The organism is Streptomyces sp. NPDC028368, assembly GCF_055565615.1.
Window position 1 is genome coordinate 299,723 of record NZ_JBVHTY010000003.1, and the last position, 26,213, is coordinate 325,935.

General features: G+C 69.9%; 26 protein-coding genes and 2 pseudogenes. 14 read left to right on the forward strand and 14 right to left on the reverse strand.

What is annotated here, in order from left to right; all coding sequences use genetic code 11:
• A pseudogene (locus ACZ4S3_RS08415) lies at nt 1–339 on the reverse strand (DUF6542 domain-containing protein); the annotation flags it as partial.
• Between the two features lie 431 nt (nt 340–770).
• Here ACZ4S3_RS08415 and ychF point away from each other — a divergent pair.
• Nucleotides 771–1,859 (forward strand): redox-regulated ATPase YchF, encoded by a 1,089-nt coding sequence (gene ychF / locus ACZ4S3_RS08420; protein ID WP_467928327.1) that lies wholly within the window; start codon nt 771–773, stop codon nt 1,857–1,859.
• 227 nt (nt 1,860–2,086) lie between these two features.
• On the opposite strand, the gene ACZ4S3_RS08425 is transcribed toward ychF, so the two are convergent.
• Entirely contained in the window at nt 2,087–2,827 is a 741-nt protein-coding gene (locus tag ACZ4S3_RS08425) for a carbonic anhydrase (RefSeq protein ID WP_467928331.1), read from the reverse strand.
• Nucleotides 2,828–3,710: 883 nt separating this feature from the next.
• Between ACZ4S3_RS08425 and ACZ4S3_RS08430 the strand changes: the two genes are divergently transcribed.
• Both ACZ4S3_RS08430 and ACZ4S3_RS08435 read left to right on the forward strand, forming a co-directional pair.
• Entirely contained in the window at nt 3,711–3,983 is a 273-nt protein-coding gene (locus ACZ4S3_RS08430; RefSeq protein WP_467929653.1) for a hypothetical protein, read from the forward strand.
• A gap of 131 nt (nt 3,984–4,114) precedes the next feature.
• A complete protein-coding gene (locus ACZ4S3_RS08435) occupies nt 4,115–4,462 on the forward strand; it encodes a hypothetical protein (RefSeq protein ID WP_467928336.1) in 348 nt (115 codons plus the stop codon).
• Nucleotides 4,463–5,087: 625 nt separating this feature from the next.
• Here the strand turns inward: ACZ4S3_RS08435 and ACZ4S3_RS08440 are convergent.
• Nucleotides 5,088–5,372, reverse strand: a complete 285-nt coding sequence (locus ACZ4S3_RS08440; protein ID WP_467928340.1) for a hypothetical protein — start codon at nt 5,370–5,372, stop codon at nt 5,088–5,090.
• Nucleotides 5,373–6,285: 913 nt separating this feature from the next.
• Here ACZ4S3_RS08440 and ACZ4S3_RS08445 point away from each other — a divergent pair.
• The gene (locus ACZ4S3_RS08445) at nt 6,286–6,672 is read left to right on the forward strand and encodes an RDD family protein (RefSeq protein ID WP_467928344.1); all 387 of its coding nucleotides are present in this window, start codon (nt 6,286–6,288) and stop codon (nt 6,670–6,672) included.
• A gap of 453 nt (nt 6,673–7,125) precedes the next feature.
• On the opposite strand, the gene ACZ4S3_RS08450 is transcribed toward ACZ4S3_RS08445, so the two are convergent.
• From ACZ4S3_RS08450 to ACZ4S3_RS08465, 4 genes and pseudogenes are all read right to left on the reverse strand, one after another.
• The gene (locus ACZ4S3_RS08450) at nt 7,126–7,410 is read right to left on the reverse strand and encodes a hypothetical protein (protein WP_467928349.1); all 285 of its coding nucleotides are present in this window, start codon (nt 7,408–7,410) and stop codon (nt 7,126–7,128) included.
• Nucleotides 7,411–7,756: 346 nt separating this feature from the next.
• Nucleotides 7,757–8,260: a hypothetical protein gene (locus ACZ4S3_RS08455; RefSeq protein WP_467928353.1), complete on the reverse strand. Its 504-nt coding sequence runs from the start codon at nt 8,258–8,260 to the stop codon at nt 7,757–7,759.
• An 844-nt stretch (nt 8,261–9,104) separates the two neighbouring features.
• Nucleotides 9,105–9,332 (reverse strand): annotated as a pseudogene (locus tag ACZ4S3_RS08460) (chaplin); the annotation flags it as partial.
• A gap of 362 nt (nt 9,333–9,694) precedes the next feature.
• A complete protein-coding gene (locus tag ACZ4S3_RS08465) occupies nt 9,695–9,868 on the reverse strand; it encodes a hypothetical protein (protein WP_467928357.1) in 174 nt (57 codons plus the stop codon).
• A gap of 682 nt (nt 9,869–10,550) precedes the next feature.
• Here ACZ4S3_RS08465 and ACZ4S3_RS08470 point away from each other — a divergent pair.
• Both ACZ4S3_RS08470 and ACZ4S3_RS08475 read left to right on the forward strand, forming a co-directional pair.
• Nucleotides 10,551–11,402, forward strand: a complete 852-nt coding sequence (locus ACZ4S3_RS08470) for a hypothetical protein (protein WP_467928361.1) — start codon at nt 10,551–10,553, stop codon at nt 11,400–11,402.
• 373 nt (nt 11,403–11,775) lie between these two features.
• Nucleotides 11,776–12,054: a hypothetical protein gene (locus ACZ4S3_RS08475; RefSeq protein WP_467928365.1), complete on the forward strand. Its 279-nt coding sequence runs from the start codon at nt 11,776–11,778 to the stop codon at nt 12,052–12,054.
• 429 nt (nt 12,055–12,483) lie between these two features.
• Here the strand turns inward: ACZ4S3_RS08475 and ACZ4S3_RS08480 are convergent, their stop codons facing one another.
• The 4 genes from ACZ4S3_RS08480 to ACZ4S3_RS08495 form a co-directional block, all read right to left on the reverse strand.
• The gene (locus ACZ4S3_RS08480) at nt 12,484–12,834 is read right to left on the reverse strand and encodes a hypothetical protein (RefSeq protein WP_467928368.1); all 351 of its coding nucleotides are present in this window, start codon (nt 12,832–12,834) and stop codon (nt 12,484–12,486) included.
• A gap of 132 nt (nt 12,835–12,966) precedes the next feature.
• On the reverse strand, nt 12,967–13,257 hold the full coding sequence (locus tag ACZ4S3_RS08485; RefSeq protein ID WP_467928372.1) for a hypothetical protein: 291 nt from the start codon (nt 13,255–13,257) through the stop codon (nt 12,967–12,969).
• Between the two features lie 324 nt (nt 13,258–13,581).
• A complete protein-coding gene (locus ACZ4S3_RS08490) occupies nt 13,582–13,827 on the reverse strand; it encodes a hypothetical protein (protein ID WP_467928377.1) in 246 nt (81 codons plus the stop codon).
• Nucleotides 13,828–14,285: 458 nt separating this feature from the next.
• Nucleotides 14,286–15,080, reverse strand: a complete 795-nt coding sequence (locus ACZ4S3_RS08495; RefSeq protein ID WP_467928383.1) for an aminotransferase class I/II-fold pyridoxal phosphate-dependent enzyme — start codon at nt 15,078–15,080, stop codon at nt 14,286–14,288.
• Here ACZ4S3_RS08495 and ACZ4S3_RS08500 point away from each other — a divergent pair, their 5' ends adjacent.
• The gene (locus ACZ4S3_RS08500) at nt 15,081–15,431 is read left to right on the forward strand and encodes a hypothetical protein (RefSeq protein ID WP_467928388.1); all 351 of its coding nucleotides are present in this window, start codon (nt 15,081–15,083) and stop codon (nt 15,429–15,431) included.
• On the opposite strand, the gene ACZ4S3_RS08505 is transcribed toward ACZ4S3_RS08500, so the two are convergent.
• Together ACZ4S3_RS08505 and ACZ4S3_RS08510 are read right to left on the reverse strand one after the other, a co-directional pair.
• Nucleotides 15,419–15,682 carry a type II toxin-antitoxin system RelE family toxin gene (locus tag ACZ4S3_RS08505; RefSeq protein ID WP_467928393.1) on the reverse strand — a complete coding sequence of 88 codons (264 nt, stop codon included), beginning with the start codon at nt 15,680–15,682 and terminating at the stop codon, nt 15,419–15,421. The genes ACZ4S3_RS08500 and ACZ4S3_RS08505 overlap by 13 nt on opposite strands.
• Nucleotides 15,675–15,941: a type II toxin-antitoxin system Phd/YefM family antitoxin gene (locus ACZ4S3_RS08510; protein ID WP_030064338.1), complete on the reverse strand. Its 267-nt coding sequence runs from the start codon at nt 15,939–15,941 to the stop codon at nt 15,675–15,677. Before ACZ4S3_RS08510 ends, ACZ4S3_RS08505 begins: the two co-directional genes overlap by 8 nt.
• A gap of 333 nt (nt 15,942–16,274) precedes the next feature.
• Between ACZ4S3_RS08510 and ACZ4S3_RS08515 the strand changes: the two genes are divergently transcribed.
• The gene (locus ACZ4S3_RS08515; protein WP_467928401.1) at nt 16,275–17,651 is read left to right on the forward strand and encodes a hypothetical protein; all 1,377 of its coding nucleotides are present in this window, start codon (nt 16,275–16,277) and stop codon (nt 17,649–17,651) included.
• Nucleotides 17,652–17,813: 162 nt separating this feature from the next.
• Here ACZ4S3_RS08515 and ACZ4S3_RS08520 read toward each other — a convergent pair whose 3' ends face one another.
• Entirely contained in the window at nt 17,814–18,602 is a 789-nt protein-coding gene (locus ACZ4S3_RS08520; protein ID WP_467928406.1) for a PIG-L deacetylase family protein, read from the reverse strand.
• Nucleotides 18,603–18,931: 329 nt separating this feature from the next.
• Between ACZ4S3_RS08520 and ACZ4S3_RS08525 the strand changes: the two genes are divergently transcribed.
• The 6 genes from ACZ4S3_RS08525 (at nt 18,932) to ACZ4S3_RS08550 (ending at nt 26,137) form a co-directional block, all read left to right on the forward strand.
• On the forward strand, nt 18,932–19,684 hold the full coding sequence (locus tag ACZ4S3_RS08525) for a GntR family transcriptional regulator (RefSeq protein WP_467928411.1): 753 nt from the start codon (nt 18,932–18,934) through the stop codon (nt 19,682–19,684).
• A gap of 319 nt (nt 19,685–20,003) precedes the next feature.
• Entirely contained in the window at nt 20,004–21,695 is a 1,692-nt protein-coding gene (locus tag ACZ4S3_RS08530) for an APC family permease (protein ID WP_467928415.1), read from the forward strand.
• Between the two features lie 211 nt (nt 21,696–21,906).
• Nucleotides 21,907–22,086: an SPOR domain-containing protein gene (locus tag ACZ4S3_RS08535; RefSeq protein ID WP_467928417.1), complete on the forward strand. Its 180-nt coding sequence runs from the start codon at nt 21,907–21,909 to the stop codon at nt 22,084–22,086.
• Nucleotides 22,087–22,137: 51 nt separating this feature from the next.
• Nucleotides 22,138–22,563: a (deoxy)nucleoside triphosphate pyrophosphohydrolase gene (locus tag ACZ4S3_RS08540; RefSeq protein WP_467928419.1), complete on the forward strand. Its 426-nt coding sequence runs from the start codon at nt 22,138–22,140 to the stop codon at nt 22,561–22,563.
• Nucleotides 22,564–22,903: 340 nt separating this feature from the next.
• Nucleotides 22,904–23,293 carry an ATP-binding protein gene (locus tag ACZ4S3_RS08545; RefSeq protein ID WP_467929657.1) on the forward strand — a complete coding sequence of 130 codons (390 nt, stop codon included), beginning with the start codon at nt 22,904–22,906 and terminating at the stop codon, nt 23,291–23,293.
• Nucleotides 23,294–23,464: 171 nt separating this feature from the next.
• Nucleotides 23,465–26,137 (forward strand): SpoIIE family protein phosphatase, encoded by a 2,673-nt coding sequence (locus tag ACZ4S3_RS08550; protein WP_467929661.1) that lies wholly within the window; start codon nt 23,465–23,467, stop codon nt 26,135–26,137.
• Nucleotides 26,138–26,213 lie beyond the last annotated feature (76 nt).

A 26,213-nucleotide genomic window follows, 5' to 3' on the forward strand; every position in this document is an offset into this window, starting at 1 on the left:
GAACAGCGCCACGAGCGCGCATACCAAGGTGCCCGTGTAGAGCCACGGCGCACTCAGCGCGAGGACGGTGAAGACGCCCATCAGCGTCCCGCCGAACCCGTCGGGACCGTGCTGGACCGGCAGCGCCCCCAGTGCGAACGCGATCGGCAGCGCGATCGGCGCGGCGATCAGGTCGTACGGCCGTACCCACAGCGACGCACACAGGCTGACCAGCACGAAGAACACGCCGTACGGGGCGTGCGCGGCGCCCAGCAGCAGCCGGTCCAGGAACGCGAAGACCAGCAGCGCCAGGGTGGCCAGCAGCCAGCAGCCCAGGCCGGTGAGCATGGGGCGCGGCATCCGGCGCAGAATTTTGGCCAGCGGGGCGGGGGGTGGTGGCCTCCGGGGCCGGACGCGGTACACGGTCGCGGTCTCACCGCTGGGCGGAGCGGTGGCCTCCGCGGGGCGGGGCAGCCGGGCGTCCGGCCCTACGGCGGGCGTCCGGCCGCTCCGGGGCGGACTGTGCTGGTAGCTGCGCGCTTCGTGTTGCTCCACTCGCCAACGGTAGGCCGCTAAGTGGGATTAATCGGTCGCAGGACACGCGGTTTGGATGAGCTTGGCGCTCCATTCGATACGGGGCCGCGGGTGCGGCCGCTCCCGGTGGCGGCCGCGTGCCGCCGCCCGCCCCGTAGACTGGTGGATCGGCCCTCCCGGGATCCGTATCCGCTTTCCGGATCCGGTCCGGAGCGGTTGCCCACCCACCTCCTCCCTTCGGAAGTCGAGTCGCCACCGTGTCGCTCACGATCGGAATCGTCGGTCTGCCGAATGTCGGCAAGTCGACCATGTTCAACGCCCTGACCAAGAACGACGTGCTGGCGGCCAACTACCCGTTCGCCACCATCGAGCCGAACGTCGGCGTCGTCGGCGTCCCCGACCCCCGCCTGGCCAAGCTCGCGGAGATCTTCTCCTCCCAGAAGATCCTCCCGGCGACCGTCGACTTCGTCGACATCGCGGGCATCGTCCGCGGCGCCTCCGAGGGCGAGGGCCTGGGCAACAAGTTCCTCGCGAACATCCGCGAGTCCGACGCGATCTGCCAGGTCATCCGCGCCTTCAAGGACGAGAACGTCGTCCACGTCGACGGCAAGGTCTCGCCCAAGGACGACATCGAGACCATCAACACCGAGCTGATCCTCGCCGACCTCCAGACCATCGAGAAGGTGCTGCCGCGCCTGGTCAAGGAGTCCCGGATCAAGAAGGACGTGGCCCCCAAGGTCGCGGCGGTCGAGGCGGCCAAGGAGATCCTGGAGAAGGGCGACACGCTCTTCTCCCAGGGCATCGTCCAGGGCTCCGGGAAGGAGGAGCTCCTGCACGACCTGCACCTCCTCACCACCAAGCCGTTCCTCTACGTCTTCAACGTCGACGAGGACGAGCTGACCGACGAGGACTTCAAGAACGAGCAGCGCGCCCTGGTCGCCCCCGCCGAGGCGATCTTCCTCAACGCCAAGCTCGAGGCCGACCTCGCCGAGCTCGACGAGGACGAGGCCCTCGAACTCCTGCAGTCCGTCGGCCAGGACGAGCCCGGCCTCGCCACCCTCGCCCACGTCGGCTTCAACACCCTCGGCCTGCAGACCTACCTGACGGCCGGCCCCAAGGAAACCCGCGCCTGGACCATCAAGAAGGGCGCCACCGCCCCCGAGGCCGCCGGAGTCATCCACACCGACTTCCAAAAGGGCTTCATCAAGGCCGAGGTCATCTCCTTCGCCGACCTCGTCGAAACGGGCTCGGTCGCCGAGGCCCGCGCCGCCGGAAAGGCGCGCATGGAGGGCAAGGAGTATGTGATGCAGGACGGGGACGTCGTGGAGTTCCGCTTCAACGTCTGAGCGGTTCGCTTTCGACGTCTGAGTGGTGCGCTGCGGCGCGCGTTCGCACGAGATTTCTCCGCCGAGTGAGCGGGTCAGGAAAGGGCCGGGCGCAACAGCTCCCGGCCCTTTTCCGCATTCCGCATTCCGCGCTCAATACCGTGCTGACGTGATGCCGACTTTCCGCTGTCTCATCTCTCTCGGCTCTCTCGTTTCTCTCGGCTGTCTCAACTGCCGCGTCCGACCGGTCAGGAAGGCGCCCCGGCCAGGACTTCCACCTTGCCGGTGTCGAGCGAGTAGAAGGCGCCGACCACGGCAAGGTCGCCCTTTCCCACGAGCGGGGCCAGGTCCTGGTTGGAGCGCAGGTCGGCCGCGGTCAGCTTCACCTGAGCGCGGGCCATGGTCTCGACCGGGTCGGCACCGCCCTTCCGGACGGTCTCCTCGTACGCCGGCCGCAGAGCCTTGGTGATCGCCTGCAGGTTGCCGGGCAGCGGTTTGCCGTCACGCAGGGACGTGTACGCCGCCTCGATGGCGCCGCAACGCTGATGCCCGAGGACCACGATGAGCGGAGTGCCGCTCGTCATGGGCCCGTACTCCACGGAACCCGTGACCACCGGGCCGACCGCCTCCCCGCCCGTGCGCATCACGTAGAGGTCGCCCAGCCCGGTGTCGAAGAGCAGCTCAGGCGGCACCCGGGAGTCGATGCACGAGAGGATCGCCCCGAACGGTTTCTGCTTCTGGGCCACGAACTGGCGCCGGCTCGGGTCCCGGTCGGGATGCCGGAGGTCTCCGCTCACCCAGCGCTTGTTGCCGTCCATCAGTCTCGCGAACGCCGCGGCGGGCGTGGTCGGCCGTGCTTCCGGCGTAGCCGAAGCGCCGGCCGCCACCGGGGCGGCGCTCGTCGAGGAGCACCCCGTCAGCGCGCCCATGGCGACCGCAAGTCCGCCGGCGAGCAGGGCTCTGCGATCCGGTTGTCCCGCTCTGTCCATCGGTCGTTCCCCTCAGTCCACCAAGACGCGTCCGTACGTCCTGACCGGGGCGATTGTTCAGCGCGGTGGGCGAGCCTGACGGCAGGCGCCAGCGGGCGTGGGCCGCTGTGCCACCGACGGCCCACAGAACAGGTCCGGGCGGGCACGTCATTGACGTCCAGTGGGCAAACGGGTGACCGTGCCGGGGCTCCCGTGACCCGACCAGGGGGAAAGCTCGTTGCTCCCCGCGAGAGAGCAGTCAATGGGCAGTCGCAGTCAAGGGGCTGTCGGGCAGTCAAGCGGCCGTCAACGGGCCCGGCCCGCACCGGTCGGCGTGATACGGCCCGCGCCGAGCGGCCCGCATCGCCACCCCACCCGCCTCCCCGTCCCACTCAACAATGAATCAACGCCCATGGACACCTTCTGGCAGGCATCGGAGGGGAACTTCCGTCATGGTCCGACACGGAGTCCGCAGCGAGGCGAAATGTCGCAATGGCTCCGTTTAGTGTGTATATGCTGACAATAAGTAGTCACGCCAGGTCTCCATGTACATGTACTGAGAAGGGTCAAGGGTTCCATGCGCAAAATCCAACAAGCCGCGGTCGTCGTCGCAGCGGTCAGCGGTCTGTTCACCCTCGGTGCCGGCGTCAGCTTCGCCGAGGTTCCCGCCGGGTACAACGGTGCCATGCACCCTGGTCCGCAGGCCTCTGCATGGGCCACTTCGCAGTCCGCTGCAGGAGCCACTGCGACGGGCGGCAGTGAGAAGCGGGCCGAGCCGCGGGCCGCCGAACCGCAGGTCGTTCCCCAGGCGCCCGCGCCGCAGGTCGTTCCGCAGGCGCCCGCGCCGCAGGTGGTCCCGCAGGCGCCCGCGCCGCAGGTCGTCCCGCAGGCCCCCGCTCCCCAGGTGGTCCCGCAGGCCCCCGCGCCGCAGGTCGTTCCCCAGGCCCCCGCTCGGCAGGCCCAGGGCGGCCACCACTGGGGCGGCCACCACCGGGACTTCGACATCAAGCAGAGCACTCAGTGCAAGTCGCACGACCTGAACGTCAACATCCTCGGCCAGGTCGGGCTCCTCAACGGCGTGCTGGGCAACGCGCTCAACGGCGAGGGTCACCCGGGCGCGCAGAGCGGTAAGCAGGGCTCGCGCATGGGCTGCAACAACGACGCCTTCCGCAAGTAAGGGAAAGGGGTCCCGGCGTCCGGGCCACAGGCCCAGCGCCGGGACCCGTTTCTCACCTTCTCCAGGGCTCGGGCGCGGGCCGCTCGCGGTACGGCGCCCGGGTATCGATCGCAAAGGAACGCAGCACACACATGTTCAGTTGGAAGAAGATCGCAGCTGTCGCGGGGCTCCTCGGGGGACTCGGCATGACCTGCGCCGGTGCAGCCCAGGCGTACGCCGGAGGCCCCTCGGGCCACTGCCACCGCTCCGCCCACGGCAACCGCACCTGCATCCACAAGGGCCAGAGCATCTACACCAGCAGGGACGGCAGGGTCGTCATCAAGCAGACGAAGCACTGCTCGACGACCGCCCGGCACCGCGTGGTGTGGCCCGAGTGGGGCCTGCTGAACAGGGGAACGACGAAGATCGGGCCCGTCATGAACTGCTCCAACAGGGTGGCGGCGCCCAAGGGCTTCAAGCCGCCCCACATTGAGTTCTGAGTCTCATGCGGTGGATGGCCGGCCGGGTTGACCCCGAGCCCGCCACGGCTCCCTGAGGAAGTGGACCAGCCCGCGCGCCGGTAAGCGACACCGCGTCCGGGCGTTCGTGCTGGTCCAGGCCACCTTGCGCCACATCTTCGTGCGCCCCGGTGCTGTCGGTGGACCACTACACCTGGTCCACCGCCCGCGTCGAGGCGCACGCGCGTTTCGGCGGCCGCCACGCGGCAGCAACTCTCCCGCCTCGTCTGCCTCTTACCCTGTTGGGCGGCCTGCTCCACCGTCTGCCGGAAGGTCGAGGCCCGCTACGACGCTCCGCGTCAGCTGCCCGGCGATGTCGACCATGAACCCACGGCTCAGGGCCGGGCTTGGCTGTCTCGGCCTTCAGGGCGGTCGGACGGCTGTCGATCCGTACCGGGCCCAGCAGCTCTCTCCGCGGCCAACCACAGCAGCCTCGCGTGGCTGGCGGCGCCGTCCCCTCTGCGGTCCGCCGTAGGCCGTTCCCTGGCCCCTCATGACCTCGGACGGACTGCGGACCGGACGGTCGCCCGCGCCCAGGGCCCTGAAGAAGGGCAGCAATCGGCCCCGGTGCCCGAGCCTGTGGCTCGGGCACCGGGGCCGGTTTCCGTTACTTGCCGAAGGCGCTGTTGTTGCAGCCCATGGTCGAGCCCAGGTGGGTCTGCTGCGCACCCGGGCTGCCCTCGCCGTTGAGCAGGTTGCCGCCCAGGCCGTTCCCGATCCCGACCTCGCCGAGGACGTCTACGTTCGTGTCGTGCGACGTGCACGAGGCGCTCTGCCTGATGTTGAACTCGTCGCCACCCCGCCCGCCGTCGGCGTGAGCGGCGCCGGCGCCGAGGAAGCCGACACTGGCGAGGGCGGCAACCACGACGGCGGCCTTGCGAAGCTTGAGCATTTCTTCTCCGGTGGGTAGAGCGGATGCGATCTGTGACGGATCGACTTCGTCCAGTTACGGAGGCTAATAGGAAGTATCTTGCGGTCGCTCAGCGGCACGCCGGATTGTATGATGGAGCTTTGCCGTCGGGCCGGGATTATCCGCGTTCTTCGCAGGTCAGAGCGCCGATGGTCCGGAAGCAGGAGCAGGCGCTCCGCGGCGAACCACCCGTTCGGCCGCACCGCCTACGACCCGTTCGGCCCCGCTTTGCGCCGGCGAAAATCTTGGCCTGCGGACAGCTGGAAGTCGGCGTCGAGCAGCGCCTGCAGGCTGCGCCCTTGATACGGCCGGAAAGGGTCGGACCGGGCCTTACCCGGACAGCCCGGAAGCGGACGGGTGGCCGATCAACTCAGGCCCACCCAGCACCACTTCGGTCCACACCTCGTTCGTGATCGCTCTCTGCCTCTGCCTCTGCTCCGCCGGCGCCTCCCGGATCGGACCGTCCCCAGCCTCCAGGCCCTTCGCCGCGTAAAGCCCCCGAGGTACGGACACCAGCCACCCAGCACCGTCGAGAACCGCCAGCGCGATGCCTACGAGCAGGGGCGGCGGCAACGTGTCGCCCCGCGGCGCACCGATCTGCGTTTCGCGCCCTTCAGAGCGCCTTTCCCGGCGTCAGGAAGCGCCCCTCCGTCATCCGTTGCCGCACTCGGCCCATCAGGCCCGCATGCGAAATCTCATCGAACCGTGCCGCGACATCCCTTTCCTGCACCGCCCACTCGCAGCGATGAGGGGCGCCGGCGAAGCATCCGTTCGCGGACCCTCCGCAGCAGCCCGCCCGGTACCGCTCTCCTCAGCAGGCCGCGCCGGGCTACGGCTACCCGGGGCAGGCCGGGATGCCGGGCGTGCCGACGGCGTTCGCGAGCTGGGGGCCCGGGTGGGTGCCGCCCTGCTCGACGGCCTGATCGTGGGCGTGGTGCCGATCGTTGTCGTCATCATCCCGTTGGTGATCGACCTACGCGACGGGGTCATGAACTGCGGCCTCGGCCTGATCGCCTGGCTGTACGCGATGGTCGGCGGGATCATCCTCCTCGTCAAGGAGGGCAAGACGGGCCAGACCCCGGACAAGAAGGCCCTGGGCATCCGTCTCGCCCGCGAGAACAACGGCTGGTTGTCCGGCTTCGGCCTGGCGCTCGGACGCCGCTTCTGTCACATCCTGGACGGCCCACTGTGCGGCCTGGGCTACTGGTGGCCGCTGGGGGACGAGAAGAACCGGACCTTCGCCGACAAGATGGTCGGCACGGTGGTCGTCCGCGCCCAGTAAGCCGGCGCCGAGTCGGCCGCCGACCGCCACCTCATCCGCCCTAAGACCCCCTCGCATCCGAGCGAGCGGGGCCTTCGCGCCGCGCGGCCGGAACGAGGAGGTTGAACACGGCCCGAAAGAAGGTGACTTGGGTATTGGAGAGCCCAACGATGCGGCTCGGTACGGATCTTCCGTACCTCACGATGGGCGAACCTGCCCCCCGGTCAACCGTCCGCCGGACGGCTTGAATGGCATGGGACCGCCGGCGATGGCGAGCTTCGGCCTCCCGCAACAGCACGTGCAACGGCATTGGCGGGCACCGCACTTCGGCGGCGTCAGTCCACCCCTGTCCCATACATCCGGCACCCGACTCCGTCCCCGGAATCAGGATCCCTGGAGAACGACGCAAAGGGCCCCGGTGCCGAGCCTGTGGCTCGGACACCGGGGCCCGTTTCCCTTACTTGCCGAAGGCGCTTACTTGCCGAAGGCGCTGTTGTTGCAGCCCATGGACGAGCCCAGGTGGGTCTGCTGCGATCCCGAGTTGCCCTCGCCGTTGAGCGCGTTGCCCAGCAGGCCGTTGAGGATCCCGACCTCGCCGAGGACGTCGAGGTTCAGGTCGTGCGACTTGCACGAGGTGCTCTGCCTGATGTCGAAATCGTTGCCGCCCGGCCCGCCGTGGGCGTAGGCGGTGCCGGCGCCGAGGAAGCCGACACTGCCGAGGGCGGCGACAACGACTGCAGCCTTGCGAAGCTTGAGCATTTCTTCTCCGGTGGGGTAGAGCGGATGCGATCTGCTGTGGATCGACTTCGTACAGTTACGGAACGTTAATACGAAATGTCCCGTGGTCGCTGGACGACGCGCCGGAATCCATGACCAGCGCTATCGGCCCAACCGAGGGCTGACCCGCGCTCGTCGCAGGTCAGGGCGTCGACAGTCCCGGGCAGGCGCGGGCGCTCCGTGGCGAACCACCCGTTCGGCCGCATCGTGCGGGACCAGTTCCGCCAGTCCGCACACAAACGGGCCCTTCGAGGGGTCACCCCCGAAGGGCCCGCGGTGAGCGTCGCGCGCGGCGACCTCGGTGGGCTGCCGCCAGTGCGCTGTCGCCTTACCTGGCGGTGGCGTACGCGTTGGCCTGAGTGTTGGCCTGGGTGCAGGTGAAGCCCCGGGTCGAGGGAGTGGCGAGGACGCCGATCGGGAGGTTGGCGTCGAGCAGCGTCTGCGGACTGCACTCCTGGTACGGACGGAAGTGGTTGTTCTGCTCCTGCGGGGCGGCGGTCTGCGGCAAGACCTGCGCGACCTGCGGGGAGAGCTGCGGGTTGAGCTGCGGGTTGACCTGGGGGGAGACCTGCGGGGTCTGCTGCGGGGTGACGGATTCCGGGGCGGCGGCCTGGGGGGCGCTCTCCTGCGGACCGGCGTGGGAGCCGGATGCATGCGCAGTGGCCTGCGAAGCGGTCCAAGCAGCGGCCTGGGGGGCGTCCTGCTGCGGAACAGCGGGCGGGGCGGCACCGTTGTTCACGACGGGAGCGTCGGCGGAGCTGGCGCCGACACCGATGGCGGACAGTCCGCTTGCCGCTGCGACGACGAGCGCGACCTGGTGAAGCTTGCGCATGGAACCCTCGGCCCTTCATTACCTGTGCATGGAAAACTGATGTACTTCTTGCTGTCTTGCGCGCGCTAACAGTGGTAATCCTGGGGTTTTGCGCCCTGCGCACCCCCTGTCGGACCACGGTGGAAACTTCCCGCAGGCCGCCCCCGGCACCATGGAAGAGCGTTTCCCCCGACAGCACCCGACGGGCCCATTCACTGTTCTCTCCCAGGGGGCAACGAGATTTCCCCTGGTCGGGTCACGGAAGCCGAGGCGGGGTCACCCATTTGCCCGCCGGCGTGAATCATTTGGGGCGTTGGCGACGTCGCCTCATAGCAGGCGGTGGTCTTGGAGTGGATGTGCTATATGGCTGCAAGGGCTGCCCATGCGTCGCCGGAGGTGAAGCTCTACGCGGCACCGGACGGGGAAGTCCTGTTGCGGCGGATGTTGGTGGCCGACGGCGGCAGATATTGAGGAAAATGAACGGACGCACGAGTGTGGGGCCCGGCGACTACCGGGCCCCACACTCATATGTGACGGAACGACAGCCTCGGACGGCTGTCGCTACCTACATTCAGTCCTGGGCGGCGGCGCGCCGGCCCCGGCGATAGAGCAGGACGCCACCGACGACCATTGCGGCACTGGCAGCGGCCGGAATCGCCAGGCTGACCTTTTCCGCACCGGTGTGTGCCAGCTGGGGACGAGCGGACGGCACATTGAGCTGCTGGTGATGGTGCCGGATCACGGGCTTGACGACCTGGGGCGCCGGCGCGCGGTGGTGATGCGACGGCCTGTAGTGGCGCTCCTGCGGCTTGTGTTCCTTCTTCTGTTGTTGGTGGTGGTGCCGCACGTGGACCGGCGAATCGACGTTGGCGCAACGGTTGCCGAACGCGGGGTTGAGCACCCCGACGATGTCGACTGTGTTGCCGCAGAGGTTGATCGGGATGTGAATTGGCACCTGGACCAGGTTGCCGGACAGAACGCCGGGAGAGCCGACAGCGGACCCATGGGCACCGGTGTCGGCGACGGTCGTGCCCGCGCTCACAAGCAGCAGGCCGCCGGTGGCAGCCGAAGCGGCAATGACCTTCTTGATCACGTGACTCCTTCTTAGCAGTGCGGTCACGGCCGCGGACCGCATAAGACTCAACGAGACCTGAGAGGGAAGGCTACGAATGCGGCATTTCGATCACTCTTTCAGCCTGGTGTGTGCGCTCACTCGGCTGACGAGTGACGCCAATTCGATTTTATGGAGAGATTCCACGGCGATTATCACTTTGAGACGGGGGCGCGGACGAGCCAGGCCGGTGCCGTGCCCGTCACTGACTCGAGAAACCGAAAAGACCGCTGGAATATCCGACGCGCTGTCACGAAAGATCGAGACCAGGGTCGCTTCTTAAGCTGCGTGCCGACTGCGGTTTCGTGCCTACCTGGTGAGGGGTGCCCACCGCGATCGGACGATCAGCGGGGATCGAGCAGGGGAAACCGGCCGATGTGCAGCGGGCCGAGGTCGGAGGCAGCCTTCACGGGTAGTACATCGAGGAGGCCCGTGCCGGGGTCGTCGGCGTGGGCAGGGACGGAGAGGATCCCGGTGAGAGCGAGGGCTCCCACAAGGGTGGCGAGTGCGCGGCGCATAGCGACTCCTGCTTCACTTCGTGGCGTTGGCGTGCTGCTTGCACCGGTCACCCTTCCACCCGTGCGTGGTAGGCCCTGATGTCCACGCCAAGCGATCACCCGATCGCACGACGGCGAGAACACGCACCGGGCCCGGCATGGAATTACATGTGGCGCCAATACGGAGCGGGTGGAGCGCATCGCGGAGGGCGGGCTCGGCGCCCCGCGGCGAACCTCGTCTTCGAGATGGTCCCCAAGTGCTATGTGGCGTCGGATGGTTGACGGCGCGGGCGGTGGGAGCGGTGCGCGCGGGCGGGCCCGCCCGCCTTTGCGGCCGCGTCGCCATCAATAGCCCGATAATCCGCACGGTGGCAAATGGGTGACCGCGCATCGGCTCCCGTGACCCGGCCAGGGAAAATCTCGTTCCCTCCTGGGAGAGAACAGCGAATGGGCCCGTGGGCCGCCGCCGGAAAACGCTGCTCCTTGGTGCCGGGGGCAGCCCGCGGTGACCACGCCGGCAATGTTGTCCGACGCGAATCAGAGGTGAGGCGATGGGGATCCGCCGTCGGCTTCGAAGAGCGTTGGAGAGCAGCGCAGCGAGTGCCGTCGCGGGCCTGCGGGAGGCTTCCACCGTGTTAGCGCGCACAAGACTGCAATAAGTAATCAGATTTCCATGTACAGGTAATGAAGGGCCGAGGGTTCCATGCGCAAGCTTCACCAGGTCATGCTCGTCGTCGCAGCGGCCGGTGGTCTGTCCGCCATCGGTGCCGGCGTCAGCCATGCCGACGCTCCTCCCGTCGGGTACAACGGTGCCGCCCCGCCCCCCGCGCCGCAGCAGCCCGCGCCGCAGGCCTACGCGCCGGCCCCGGCTCCGCAGCAGGCCTACGCTCCGGCTCCTGCCCCGCAGCAGCCCGCGCCGCAGCAGCCTGCCCCGCAGGCCTACGCGCCGGCCCCGGCTCCGCAGCAGCCCGCGCCGCAGGCCTACGCTCCGGCTCCCGCTCCACAGCAGCCCGCACCGCAGCAGCCCGCACCGCAGACCTTCGCCCCGCAGCAGTCCTCTCCGCAGGTCTCTGCATGGGCCTCTTCGCAGGGCGCTTCGCAGGCTTCCGTCTCGCAGGCCGCCCCGCAGCAGGCCCCCCAGCAGGCCGCTCCGCAGCAGCCCGCCCCGCAGCAGGCCGCCGCCCCGGCACCGGCACCGCAGCTGCCCGCCCCGCAGCAGCCCGCCCCGCAGGCCGCTCCGGCTCCCGCCCCGCAGCAGGCCGCCGCCCCGGCTCCCGCGCCGCAGCTGCCCGCCCCGCAGGTCATCCCGCAGGTGGCCCCTCAGGCGGCCCCGCAGGTCACCCCGCAGGTCGCCCCGGAGGTCGTCGTCCCGCAGGTCGTCCCCCCGCAGCACGCCCCGCAGGTCGCTCCGCAGGTCAACCCGCAGGTGAACCCGCAGGTGAACCCTCTGGTCAACCCGCTGGTCTCCCCGCAGGTCCCGCAGGTCTCCCCGGTTGGGCTCGGGCGGCTCGCGGCGGCTCCCGTGGGGCAGCTTGATCTGCCCCGCATGGCCTGACCGTTCAAGGACGATCCGGAATGTCCCCGCCTCCGCAGTGCAGCAACAGCAGAGGTGGGGCCCTCGCCGGCCGCGGCCCCGGCCCCGCTCCCCACAGGTCTTCCTGCCGGGAGCAGAACAACCTCCTAGGCCCGTAGCAGGAGTGCAGTCCGCAGTCCGCAGTCCGCAGACGGCGGCCGGGGCCGACGCCCCGCCCGGATTGCTCGCCGCCCCTGGGGCCGGTGCGTCAACTGCACCCGGCCGCGGGGCGTCTCCGCCCGTTCCGCCCTGCCGATGCCGTGCCGAGCGGTGCGGGGCATTTCCTCTTGGGTCTCCCGCATCCATAAGAAGCCGATCTCTTGCAGATCGCATCAGCTCAATCAACGGAGAAGAAATGCGCAAGCTCCAGAAGGCTGCCGTCCTGGGCGCCATCCTCGGCAGCATCGGCTCCCTCGGCGCCGGTACCGCCTACGCCCACGGTGAGTCGGGCGCCCACGACATCGACGTCGACCAGCGCACCTCGTGCAGGTCGCACGACATGAACATCGACGTCCTCGGGGGAGTCGGGGCTCTCAACGGCACGCTGGGCAACGCGCTCAACGGCGAGGGCTCCCCGGGCGCGCAGCCCACCCACCTCGGTTCGAAGGCGGGCTGCAACAACGGCGCTCTCTGAGCGCCGGACAGTCGCGTAAGCAGCCGGGCAGCAGTCGCGTAGACAGCTGAAAGGGGTTTCGGCGTCCGAGCCACAGGCCGGCGCCGGGACCCCTTTTCGCCCTTCCCGCCGGTCTTCAGTCGATCGCGGGTCCTGCGCCCGCGGCTGTGGCCCGGTGGACCGGGGGCCGCCGCCGTACGGCAGGCTGACGATGGATGACGGGGCGTCAGGCGCTCCGGCGGTAACGACGACGGCGGGCCGGCCTCTGGCGTCCCCCGCGGTGCTCGTGCGGGAACGGAAACGGTGGACGGCCGGACCGGGACCAACCGGCCTGCCATCCACCGTTTGTGAGGGCGTTCCAGGAGCCTTCACCACGCCGCGTGCGCCACCTGGCGCGGGTCGACCTGCCGAAGGCTCGCGCAACAGCCTCTGGGCCTCAAGTTTCAGGGCTCAGGGCGTCATGCCGGCCGGGTTGAAGTCCTTCGCCTCCGGCGCCGTGTTGGAGCAGTTCACGGCGGGTCCGATCGCCGTGCTCCCGTTGTTCAGCAGGCCTCCTGCGGGGAACGACACGGGCTTCGTGGCCAAGCAGTCCTGCGACTGGTTGACGCTGTACCTGCCGTTCTCGCTGGTGTGGGCGGGGCTTCGCTGGGCGCAGGTGCTGTTGCCCTGGATGTCGAGGGTGCAGATGGTCGAGGTTCCGCCGTCGAAGGCCTGGGCGGCACCGGCACCGGCGCAGGTCACGGCGAGGCCGCTCAGGAGCCCGAGCCCCGAGGCGGCTGCGATCTTCTTCCAACTGAACATGTGCTGCGTTCCTTTGTGATCGATGACCGGGTGTCATGCACCACGAACCGGCCCGCGCCGGGGCCCTGAAGAAGGTCGAAAAACGGGTCCCGGTGTCCGGGCCTGTGGCTCGGACACCGGGACCCCATTCGGTTATCGGGTGAAGGCGCCGTTGTTGCAGCCCATGCCCGAGCCGATCGGAGTGGACTGCGAACCCGCGGCACCCTCGCCGTTGAGCGCGTTACCCAGCACGCCGTTGAGGACCCCGACCTCGCCGAGGACGTCGACGTTCAGGTCGTGCGACCTGCACTGGCTGCCCTGCCTGATGTCGAAGTGGTTGCCGCCGCCGCCGTAGCCGCCGTCGGCGTAGGCGGAGCCGGCGCCGAGGAAGCCGACACTGCCGAGGACGGCGGCCACAACGGCAGCCTTGCGAAGCTTGAGCATTTCTTCTCCGGTAGGTTGAGCGGATCGATCCGTAAGGGATCGACTGCGTACAGTTACGGGACGATAATGCGAAATGTCCCGTAGCCGCTCGGCGACGCGCCGGATTTTATGACCATCGCGAACGGGTGCCGGTCCGGGGGCTTTTCTCGTATCTTCGCAGGTCAGGGCGCGTAAAGGCCGGAACTGGCGGGGGCGCTCGGTGGCGAACCATCCGTTCGGCCGCACCGCGCGCGATCCGTTGGGTCACGCTGCGCGCGAACGGGCCCTTCGGGGGTGGCCCCCGAAGGGCCCGCGGCGCGCATCGCGTGCGGTTCCCTGGCTGCCTTACCGATTGAAGGCGTGGTTGAACTGGCCGCAGGTGGTGCCCCAGGTCTCGGGGACGGCGAGCACGCCGATCGGGAGGTTGGTGTCGACCACCGTCTGCGGACTGCACTCCTGGTACGGACGGAAGAGGTCTTTTCCTCGGTGGGCGGAACCGTCGTGGGCGTAGGCGGTACCGGCGCCCGCGCCGATGGCGGACAGACTGCCGGCCGCTGCGGCGATGATCACGACCTGCTGAAGCTTGCGCATGGAACCCTCGGCCCTTCATTGCCTGTACATAGAGGCCTAATTGCCTACTGTGACCGTGCGCACACTAGCAGTAGTCGTCATGGGGGTTCCACACGACTGGGCGCTCCGTGTCGAAGCGCGGCAGGCGCCTCTCGAAGGCCCGTTCCCGGCCGCTCGGCGGCAGGCCGGCAGGCCGAGTTCGCATGCTTTGTCCCCACCGCGCGAACGGGATGAACCGGCCGAATCTCCGCGCTCGTTGACGAGCGGCCGGCCGAGGTGGTGCAGACGCTCAAGTGCGTCGGGGCGAAGCGGGCTGCTGCGGGTCGAGGCTGAACTCGCAGGGCCAGGACCGCTGGAGCGCGCGGCGGGAGATTATGGACGGGGCGTAGGCGACGGTTGGCTCGTCAAGCTCGCAGACGTGCGGGCACGGTGGGGATGGTGTCCTCGTCCCCGGCATCGGGCCGGAGCGTCGTTCTCGCTCACCTCCGGCGCCGCCGGGCGGTCAGCTCCGTCCAGGCCGCGGAGAGTCGGTCCACCAGGTCGTCGAGGCGGGCGGCGGGCAGGGCGAACAGGACGCGGATGTGGTCGTCGTGGGCGCCGCTCGGGTCGGTTGCGGAGCCCGGAACCACCTCGATGCCGTGGCGCAGCGCGACCTGGGCGAAGACCCTGGAGTCGGTGCTGTCCGGCAGCCGGATCCACAATGCCGCGCCGCCCGCGGGTGACCGCCAGGTCCAGCGGGGGAGCCGGTCGGCGAGCAGGGATTCGAGGCGGGTGAGGCCGGTGCGCAGGGTCTGTGCCCTGGCCCCTTTGATCTCGTCGAGGCGCGGCAACAGACGGGCCGCGAGCGCCTGGTCGAGCAACGGGGTACCCATGTCCGCCTGCGCCTTGAGGCGGGCGAGCCGCTCGACCGTACCGGCCGGACCGCGCAGCCAGCCGATGCGCAGGCCGCCCCAGACCGCCTTGGTGAGGGAGCCGATGGTGAGCGTCTCGGCTCCGGGTGGGGCGAAGGCCGCGACGGGCGGCGGCTCCGGGGCGTCGGTGAGCCGGCTGTCGTAGGCCAGGTCCTCGACGACCGGAACCCCGTGCCGACAGGCGAGTTCGGCGATACGGCGGCGCCGGGCGGCGGACATCAGGATGCCGGTCGGGTTGTGGAAGGTCGGGGCGGCGTGGAGCAGCGCGGCCCCGGCGAGCGCCTCGGCCAGCCCCTCGAGGCGGAGGCCGTCCTCGTCTTCTTTCCGCAGTTCGTCGTCCCGGGACCGGGCGCGCGTACCCACATGCTGGAACTGGGCGCGGTGTTCTTCGCGATCGCCCTCGCCATGGACGTGATGTACGCGCCGGCCGGCGGCGCGGTGAGCACCTGGCTGCGCCGCCGGCCGGGCGTCCTGGACCGGCAGCACCATGCGGTGGGGGGCGTGTATCTCGCGCTCGGGGCCGTCGCGGCGCTGCCGGTGCTCCAGGACCTGTCCGGGAGCGGTGAGGCCTTGGGGCCGGCAAGCATTCCTCCCGCCAACCGCGTTCACCACCGGCAGCGTTCACCGAGCGAGGGCAGGGCTCCCGGAGCCCTGCCCTCTGCCGTTTCCGCTGCTGTTCCCCGCGCTACGGGGGTCGGCCTTCAGGTGCCGTAGACCGTGGACCGGTGTCCTACGTGGACGACCCACACGACGAGTTCGCCGTTGTCGAGGGTGTAGATGACCCGGTAGTCGCCGACCCTGAGACGACGGCGTTCCGGCTGGGACACGAGCGCGGTGGTTTTGAAGCCGTAGGGGTCCGTCTCCAGCTCCGCCAGCTTGGCCAGGATGCGCAGGGCGGCGTCCCGGGGGATCTTGCGGAGTTCGGCCTGGGCCTCGGGACGGAAGACGGTGCGGTAATCACTCACTGCGCGCCAGCGTCTCCTTCATGACGTCCTCGATGGGGATGCCGGCCGAACGGTTCGCCATGCGCTCGTCGATGATGCGGTTGATCTCGCGTTCTTCCCACTGCTGGTACTTGCGGAGCACCTCTATCGACACCACGGCGGCGACTTCCTTGCCGCGGCGGGTGATGACGGTGGGCAGGTCGTCGCGGTCGGCCCGCTCGACGACCTCGGCCAGGTGCGCGCGGACGTCACGGATGGACTCTATGGGCATCTGCGTCATGCGCCCCAGGGTACCGAGTGTCGCAGATGTACACAACGGGAGCAGGTCAACGGGAAGGCTCAACGGGAGGGCTCACCCCGGCGCCGGCCCCGCCGGGTTTGCGGAACCACGCCTTCGGACAGGAAATAGCCGGATATCGATTTCCCCTCTTTCCGGAATCATTCCCGCAGCCATTCCGCAGTCATCCCCGTAATGGCCTCCGGGACATTTCAACTGACCTGGCGATCAGTGATTTCGAGTTGAAATCCGGTTTCGTAAAAGGAAAGATCTGACCGCGAGGAAAGCGCTTGGTCGCGTCGGGCCTTGCGTCCGCATGTGTAAGGGGAAATGGATTTGTCCAGGTCGCGTTTGGCGGTCGTTGGTGGTGCGGTGCTCGCGGCCGGGCTGGTGGTCAGTGGCTGTAGTGCGGACGAAGGCGGGGGAAGCGGGAACGGGAAGGGCGGCGCGGGCGCGGACCAGGCGCCCGCCGCCCAGGGGGAAATGCTGAACCAGGTACCGATGGCCAAGGTCGGCGAGATGGCCGGTGCCATGGGAATGTGGGCGACGAAGAAGAATTTCGTCAAGGCCGATCTGAAAAAGATCGTGGGTTATCCGCTGGACGGCGGAAAGGCGCAGTGGACCGTTCCGCTCAGCGGTGAGATCTGCTGGTCGTCGCCGCGGCCCACCGAGGACGGGCTGATCGCCGTCGTGTTCGAGAACGACAAGGACGACCCCTCGGTCTGTACCGAGGTCGGCCTGGTCGATCTGAACAAGGGCACGATGCGCTGGCACAAGCAGGCGCAGGAAGACGGCAACGCCCAGATGTTCGACGAGGTGACCATCGGCGGCGGCACCGTCGCCGCGGGCGGCACCAACGTCTCCGCGGCCTGGACGGTCGACGGCAAGCCGCTGTGGAAGCCCGATTCGGGCAAGAAGTGCCAGGACAACGGGTATGCGGGCAGCCGCGACAAGCTGATCGCGGTGCGCGACTGCGGCGCCGACCCCAAGCATCCCCGGCTGGATGTCCAGACGGTGGATCCCAGGACGCGGGCGGTGAAGTCGAGCTACAAACTGCCGGCCGGCACCGAGAACGCGCATGTGGTGTCCGCCGATCCGCTGGTCGTCGCCGTCAATGACGGCAAGGCGCAGGGCGGCTCGGCCGTCTCGGAGTTCCTGTCGATCGACGACAGCGCGGCACACGGCAAGCTGCTCGGCAAGATCGGCACATCCGGCGGGAAGTTCGGGAAGTACGAGGTCGACTGCCCGGCCACCGAGACCGACGGGTGCAGCCAACTCGCGGTGAGCAAGAAGGCCGGTGCGCTGTATCTGGGGACGCGGGACCCGGTCGGCGCGGGTTCCGATGCCGAGAACGACGTCGTGGCGTTCAGCCTGAAGACGGGGAAGCGGATCGGCAGGGCCGAAGGGGCCGAGGAGGGCCGCCTGATACCGATCGGGCTCGACGAGAGCGGCCAGGTGATCGCCTATCAGGAGGCCGACGACATCTCGGAGGACGCCGGCGCGGTCTGGAAGATCGATCCCGTTTCGTTCAAGAAGACCAAGCTCCTGCAGAACCCCGCCGCCAACGCCACGATCGAGGCGCGCTTCACCACCGACCGCGAGCTTCTCTACACCGGCGGCCGGTTCTACCTGGGGTCCGGCAAGGTCAGCGAACCCTCCACCGTCTACAAGGAGAAGCAGCCGCTGGCCATGGTCTTCGGGCCGAAGAAGTAACCCGTCCGGGCGCCGCCGGCGCCCCCGCTGACCGGGCCGTGCCTCTCCTCCGGGGCACGGTCCTCAGCGTTTTCAGGACCGGCGGGCACCGCGGAACGAGCCCTGAGGGAAAGGGAGTTGATGCATCACGGGGCGAGGGGGTGAGGGGGAGAGGGGTGGGCGTTAGCGGGGGAAGAGCTGGAAGAGGGTGGCCGGGCGGCCTCGGTAGCGGTCGCCGCCGGCGCGCAGCATGTGCTCGATGAAGGTGCGGGCGTAGGCCGCCGGGTCCTGGCCGGGGCCGGTCAGGCCCTTGATGTAGGCCTCGTGGGCGGCCAGTGAGGCGACCGCCCGCTCGATGCCGGGCCCGACCTCCGCGGCGTGCGTGGGGTACGGGGAGCCCGCCACGGCCACCCAGCGGACGCCGGTCCACGGGGCGAGCCCCTGGCCGTCCGTGAGCTCGGGGAAGATCCAGCGGTTGCCGGCGTCGCCCGCCGCGTCCAGGACGGCGCGCCCGACGGCCCGGTGGTCGGGGGTGTTCCACCGGACGCCGCCCCAGGTGTCGTGGTGGTTGAGGGTGATCAGCAGCTCCGGGCGGTGCCGGCGGATGGCGGCCGACAAATCGCGCCGCAGCGGCACACCGGCCTCGATCACGCCGTCGCGGTGGCCGAGGAACTCGACGGAGCGGACGCCGACGAGCGCGGCCCCGCTGCGCTCCTCGGCCTCCCGGATCGTGGCGCACCGGTCCGGCGCGAGCCCGTCGATACCGGCCTCGCCGCGGGTGACCAGTACGTAGGTGACCTCGCGCCCGGCCGCGGTCCATTCGGCGACGGCGGCCGCGGCGCCGTACTCGAGGTCATCGGGGTGGGCGGCGACGGCGAGCGCGCGCTGCCAGGTGTCGGGCATGGGGGAGAGGTGGTGCTCCTCGCCCGTGCGGGAGGGCGGCGAGGGCGGCGAGCCGGGTTCGTCGGGCATCGGCATGCATCCCTTTACGGCGTGCTCTTCGCTCCGTTTGCTCGGGTTGTGCCCTTTTGATCGTGTCACGGGTCGGAGGTGTGCACCGGTTGGGCCGGGGTGCCCGTGCGGGTCCGGCGGCGGGGCGTATCGGGGCGTGTGCGGGGCGTATGGAGTTGCCGGAGCGCGGGAGGCGCGCCATGGCGCGGCCCGCTTTCCCGGTGCTGCCTTGGTTTGCGTGCCGGTTGAGCTGGGCTTCCTCGCCTCGGGTAAAGCTTTGGCCCAAGGTTGCGGTGATGAACGCGCGGTTGCCACGCTGTTGCTGACTGTCAAGCTGTTGGGAGGGGCACGTGCCTTTCGGTGAGCAGCCCGCGTACCTCCGTGTCGCAGGCGACCTGCGCCAGAAGATCGTCGACGGGTTGCTGCCGCCGCACACCCGCCTCCCCTCCCAGGCCCGGATCCGCGAGGAGTACGGCGTCTCGGACACCGTCGCCCTGGAGGCCCGCAAGGTCCTGATGGCCGAGGGACTGGTCGAGGGCCGTTCGGGGTCGGGCACCTATGTGCGCGAGCAGCCCGTGCCGCGCCGTATCGCCCGCGCCGGCTATCAGTCGGGCGTCTGCACCACACCGTTCCGGCAGGAGCAGACCGATGAGCGGGTGAAGGGGACCTGGGAGTCCAGCAGCCGCCAGGAGGGCGCCGGTTCCGCGGTGGCGGCGCGGCTGCGCATCCCGGCGGGCGCCAAAGTGATGCGGACGCGCTATCTCTTCCGGGCGGAAGGCGAGCCGTCCATGCTCTCCACCTCCTGGGAGCCCCTGGAGGTGACCGGGCGGACGCCCGTGATGCTGCCGGAGGAGGGGCCGCTGGCGGGGCGCGGGGTGGTCGAGCGGATGGCGGCCATCGATGTCGTCGTGGACAACGTGGTCGAGGAGATCGGGGCGCGGCCGGGCCTGGCGGAGGAAGCCATGACGCTGGGCGGGGTGCCGGGGCATGCCGTGCTGGTGATCTCGCGTACGTACTTCGCCGGCGGCCGGCCGGTCGAGACGGCCGATGTCGTCACGCTCGCGGACCGCCACCGGGTCACCTACCACCTGCCGGTCAGGTAGCCGACGGGGGCGGGCCGGGCCGCACCCTGCGGGGCCCCGGCGTACCCCCGAGGGCCCCGGCGTATCCCCGAGGGGTCCCACGCCCGCCCGGTGGTCCCTGATGTCCACACGACGGATCCCGCACGGTCCGCAATCCGTCACGCTCGTGCCCCATTCGCGCGCTTTCGTCCGTAAATGAGGTCCGTATATCGGTGTGGGAAGGGTCACAAGGCCTCAACTGGCCGGGTCTTTTTGCGTTGTTCGGGAACCCGATCTTCGGATTCGCTCTTACGATGGCGAAGTTTGTGCACGGCACGGGGGAAGACCAGGAGACCAGCACGTGAGCACGACGAAGACACCGGGTGCGGAGCAGGGCTCGCACTCGAATTACCGTCGGTCCCTCGGGACCATCGCCCTGACCGCTACTGGTCTCGGGTCCATCATCGGTTCCGGCTGGCTCTTCGGGGCCGAGCGGGCCGCCGCCATCGCCGGACCGGCCGCGATCGTGGCCTGGATCATCGGCGCGCTGGTCGCGCTGACCATCGCGCTCACCTATTCCGAGCTCGGTGCGATGTTCCCGAAGGCCGGCGGCATGGTCCGCTACGGCCAGTACTCGCACGGCTCGCTCGCCGGATACCTCGCGGCCTGGGCGAACTGGATCGCGATCGTCTCGGTCATCCCGGGTGAGGCCACCGCCTCGGTCCAGTACATGAGTTCGTGGAAGTACGGCTGGGCGCAGGCGCTGTACGACGGCAAGGAGCTGACCGGCACCGGCGTCGGGCTCGCCAGCATCCTGCTGATCTTCTACTTCTTCCTGAACTGGTTCGCGATCTCGCTGTTCGCCAAGACCAACACCGCGATCACGGTCTTCAAGGTCGTCGTCCCGGTGCTGACGGCGACCGCGCTGATGATGGCGCACTTCGACACCGGCAATATCACCCACCACGGCGGCTTCACGCCCAACGGCTGGAGCTCGGTCTTCACCGCCGTCGCCGTCTCCGGCATCGTCTGGGCCTACAACGGCTTCCAGTCGCCGCTGAACCTCGCCGGTGAGGCCCGCAACCCGGGCAAGTCGCTGCCCAAGGCCGTCATCTGGTCGATCGTGATCGCGCTGGTCATCTACGTCGCCCTCCAGGTGGCGTTCCTGATGGCGGTGCCCGGCGACAAGCTGGGCGCGCACGGCGGCTGGGCCGGGCTCGGCTTCAACTCCCCGCTCGCCGACCTCGCTGTCGCCTGGGGCCTGAACTGGCTGGCGCTGCTGCTGTACGCGGACGCCTTCGTCTCTCCCTCCGGCACGGGCATGATCTACGCGGCCACCACCTCGCGCATGATCCACGGCGTGCAGGAGAACGGCCATCTGCCCGGCGTCTTCGGCAAGGTCGACAAGAAGACCGGTGTGCCGCGTCCGGCACTGCTGCTCAACCTCGTGATCGCGTTCCTCTTCCTCGCGGTCTTCCGCGGCTGGGGCTCGCTCGCCTCGATCGTCTCGGTCGCCACGGTCATCTCGTACATCACGGGCCCGGTCGCGGTGATGTCGCTGCGCCGTATCTCGCCGAACCTCAAGCGCCCCGTCCAGCTGCGCGCGATGCCCTTCATCGCGCCGGTCGCGATGGTCTTCGGCTCGCTGGTGCTCTACTGGGGCCGCTGGCCGCTGACCGGCAAGGTCATCCTGATCATGGCCGTCGGACTGCCGGTCTGGGCCTGGTACGAGATCGGCAAGCCGCTCACCCAGGGCCGCAAGCCGTGGGCCGAGCTGCGCCCGCACCTGAAGGCCGGCGCCTGGATGGTGGCGTATCTGCTGGTGATGGCCGCCGTCTCGTACGCGGGCGGCAAGGAGTTCGGCGGCAAGGGCTATCTGCCCCAGGGCTGGGACCTCGTCCTGGTCGCGGCGCTCGGCCTCGCGTTCTACTACTGGGGCGTGCGCAGCTCGTGGCGTAACCCCTCGCTCGTCCAGGCCGAGGCGGAGCTCCGGGAGGCCGACGAGGCGGACCGGGCCGAGGAGGCCGCGGACAAGGCTCCCGTGGGCGCCTGAGTCCCCCTGCTCCCACCGTTTTCCACCGGCCACTCGCGGCCCGCTCCCGGTACCCGGGGGCCCGCGGGTGGCCGGTTCGGTATCTCTTTGTGCAAATTCGTATGCGGTGCGTAAAGGTCGGGCGTACGCTCGGGCATATGCGGAATGCGATTTCGGCATCAGCACAGGACGGGCGCATGGCGGCGCACCACACGGCGGACGGAGGGGCGCGATGACCGACAGTGGGGCCGTGCTGCCCTGGATCGTCATCCGCCAGGACGAAGGCGGCAACCGCTATCGCGTCGGCCGTTATGCCACCCGGGCGGAGGCGGAGCGGGTGGCCGAACGACTGGACACCCGAGGTCACCAGCAGCTTTACGTGGTCGAGCGGGTGGGCCGGGCGATGACCTGAGGGGCGGGGAAGGAGAAGCGGGACGACGACGGGGGACGTAGGCTGCGGCGCATGACGACCGTGCGCGTAGTGGTGGGTGCAGCGGTGTGCGACCGGGGACGGCTGCTGGCCGCCCGGCGCAGCGCACCGCCCGCCCTGGCAGGCCGCTGGGAGCTGCCCGGCGGCAAGGTGGAGGACGGCGAGACGCCCGAACAGGCGCTGGTGCGCGAGCTGCGCGAGGAGCTGGGTGTCGAGGCCGCCGCGCAGGAGCGGATCCCCGGCGAGTGGGTGCTGCGGCCCGGCTTTGTGCTGCAGGTGTGGACGGCCCGGCTGCTGTCCGGCGATCCGCGGCCGCTCCAGGATCACGACGAGCTGCGCTGGCTGCGCCCCGCGGAGGAGCAGCAGGTCGACTGGCTCGACCAGGACCGCCCCGCGGTCGCCGAGGCGATGCGCCGGCTGTCGGCGATGCCCGTACGGCAGCGGAGCGCGCTGCCGTAGCCGAGCGGGCTGCGGTAACGGAGCGCGCTGTCCTGGTCAGCGTGCGCGGCCGCAAACAAGGCGCACACCCGCAGCGGGCGTGCGAACGGGAGGCGGAGCGCGCGGCCATACCCACCCGGACCGCCCGCCGCGCCAAGATGCGCTATTTGTGCCACAGTGCACGGTTGAAGGCGATACTTGGGCCCTGATACCGGGTATGTCGTGATTAACCCCGGCAGAGCTGGCGAATGGCGCAGGCGAATCGACGGGGATCCCATCGGGCTGGGAAGTGATCGGCGTGAGCGACAGCGCAGCGGCAGGGGTCCCAGAGTCGGCCTCCTCCAGTGTCCGCAGGCGCGGCATGGTCTCCGGTTCACCGATCGCCGAATGGAGTTTCCCGGCCGACCCGGGGGCGGTGCGCACGGCCCGTTCCAAAGTCCGTGAGACGCTCTCCGACTGGGGCCTGGACGGCGCCGTCGACATGGCCGTACTCCTCGTCAGCGAACTCGTCACCAACTCCCTGCGCCATGCCACCGGCCCCATCGGCGTCCGGATGGTGCTCCTCAGCGGCGGCGCACTCCTCGTCGAGGTCTCCGACCCCCTCCCCGACCCCCCGCAGGAACGCACCGCCACCCCCGACGACGAAGGCGGCCGTGGATTGCAGCTGGTCGCGTGCAGTGCACGGCGTTGGGGTACCCGACGGGGAAAGAGTGGCAAGACAGTGTGGTTCGAGCTGTCGGTGGCTGGTTAGGAGACATGTGGAGTCCTGATCGTTGCCATTTCATCGACATTTTGTAGATGGGCTGCGATCGAGACTGTGCTGTGATCGTGAAGACCGTGTTCCGGATAGCCGAGGTGCTGGATACTCAGGCTGGTCCGGTCCGGGCACGATGAGCTGGAGGGGACGGGGCTCGTGAGCGAGATGTCACGTGGCGGGGCAGAACCCGCGCAGACCGAGGGCCAGGGCGGTGCGGACGGTCCGGGGGACCCAGGCAGACACCGGCCTGCGCACGGCCTGCCCGTCTGGCAGAGCAGCCAGCCCGGATCGATCTACGACTACATCCGCGTCGCCTCCTTCTCGCTGGGGCCCGACGGACGGATCGACCAGTGGAGCGAGCGCGCCGCCGAGATGCTCGGCATCCCGGCCCGCTACGCCGTGGGCAAGGACCCCGTAGCGGCGTTCGTGCCCCGCGAGCTGCACGAGACCGGTCACCGCAAGGTGTCCGAGATCCTCGACGGCCGCGAGTGGACCGGCCTGGTGCCCTACCGCAGGGAGTTGGGCGGCGACACCGACGGGCTCGCCGAGATCTATGTGATGCCGTCGGAGACGGAGAGCGGCGCGCGCGCCGCGGTCTGTCTTGTCGTCGACGTCCGGGCGCTGCGCGGCATCGAGACCGACCTCGCCGCCTCGCAGGCCGTTTTCGGTCAATCTCCCATGGGCTTCACCCTGTTCGGCACGGATCTGAAGCTGCTGCGGGTCAACGAACGGTTCGCCACGGTTTTCGGCGGCCCGGCCGGCAAGTACCGCGGCCGCAGCCCGCACGACTTCCTGCCGCGCCCCGAGGCCGAGCGGATGACCGCCGCGCTGCGCCGCGTCCTGGAGACCGGTGAGCCGGTCACCGAGATGCAGTTGGTCGGCTCGGTGCCGGGCGAGGAGGACCGCCGCCGCTGGTCGGTCTCGCTCTACCGCCTGCACGGCGCCAGCGGCCGCCCCATCGGCGTCGCGGCACTCGCCGCCGACATCACCGGCCGCCGCCGCGCGGAACGGGAGGCCGCCAACGCCCGCCGCAACCTCGCCCTGCTCAACGAAGCGGGCGCCCGGATAGGCAATTCGCTCGACCTGGAGACCACCGCCCGCACCCTCCTGGACGTCGCCGTCCCGCAGTTCTGCGACCTGGCATCGGTGGACCTCTACCAAGGCCTGCTGGCCGGCGACGAGGCCCCGCCCGGCATGAGCGACGGCAGCGCGGAGCTGCGCCGGGTCGCCTTCGCCAGCGCCGTCTCCGACGCCCCGCTGGCCACCGCCACCTCCTGTGCCCCCGAGGACGGCTCCCCGGACGGGCCGGTCGCGGTCGGCGCCGTGCACCGCTACCCCTTCAACTCGCCCTGCGCGGGCGCCCTGCGGACCGGCCAGGTGCAGATCATCCCGGGCCGCGAGAACGACGACCGCCAGGAGCTGGGCGCGGTGGTGCACTCCACCCTCGCCGTCCCGATGGTCGCCCGGGACACCGTCGTCGGACTGGTGCAGTTCTCCCGTACGAAGGGCAGTGAGCCGTTCGGCGAGCGCGATACGGCCCTCGCCGTCGAGCTGGCCGCCCGCGCCGCGGTCTGCATCGACAACGCCCGCCTCTACCGCCGCGAGCACGAACGCGCCCTGATCCTGCAGCGCAGCCTGCTCCCCCCGGGCGACCCGGAGGCCGCGGGCCTCGACATCGCCTGCCGCTATCTGCCCGGCACCACCGCCACCGAGGTCGGCGGCGACTGGTTCGACGTCATCGAACTCCCCGGCCACCGCACGGCGTTGGTCGTCGGCGATGTCATGGGACGCGGCCTGCGCGCCGCCGTGGCGATGGGTGAACTCCGCACCGCGGTACGGACGCTGGCGCTGCTGGACCTGGAGCCGGCCGAGGTGCTCTCGGCGCTGGACGAGATCGCCCGCGGGCTCGGCGGCAGCGGCAACGCCCACACCGCCGTACGCCCGCCGCGCAGCCCCTCGGGCGCGGCCGCCTCGGTGCCCGAGCGCGGTGCCTCCGCCCGTACCGCCGACCTCTCCGAGGTCTACCTCGCCACCTGCGTCTACGCCGTCTACGACCCGGTCACCCGGCGCTGTACGTTCGCCAACGCCGGACACCTGCCGCCGGTGCTGGTCGAGGAGGGCGAGGACGCGCTGCTGCTCGATGTGCCGCCGGGGATGCCGCTGGGCGTCGGCGGTGAACCGTTCGAGGAGACCGAGGTCGACCTGCCGGACGGTTCGCTGCTCGCGCTCTACACCGACGGCCTGGTGGAGTCCCGCCACCATCCCCTGGACGAGGGGCTGCGGGCGTTCCGGCTGGCCCTCTCGGGTACCGACCGGCCGCTGGAGGACGCCTGTGACCATGTCCTGAGCGCCCTGGACACCTCGCACGGCGAGGACGACATCGCGCTGCTGATGGCGCGGGTGCACGGGCTGCCCAAGGACGCGGTGGGCGACTGGAGCCTGGCGCCGGAGGCCCGCTCGGTGGCCCGCGCCCGTGAGCTGGCCCGCGACCAGCTCACGGACTGGGGCCTGCAACAGCTGATCGATACGACGGAACTGCTGGTCAGCGAGCTGGTGACCAACGCACTACGGCACGGCCACGGCGAGATCCGGCTGCGGCTGCTGCTGGACCGCACCCTGGTGTGCGAGGTGTGGGACGCCGATCTCGCCCAGCCGCGCCGGCGCCGCGCCCGGGACACCGACGAGGGCGGCCGCGGCCTTCAGCTGGTCGGCCTGCTCAGTGCCGGCTGGGGCAGCCGCCGCACCCCGCGCGGCAAGACCGTCTGGTTCGAACTCGCCCTGCCCGACGGCGAGTCGGAGGCGGTCGACCCGGCGGAGGCCCTGCTGAGCCTCTTTTGAGGGATCCCGGGATGGGCGGCGCCCCTCTACCCTGGAATACAGGGGGCCCACCCATCCCGTAGGGAATCTCCCGTAG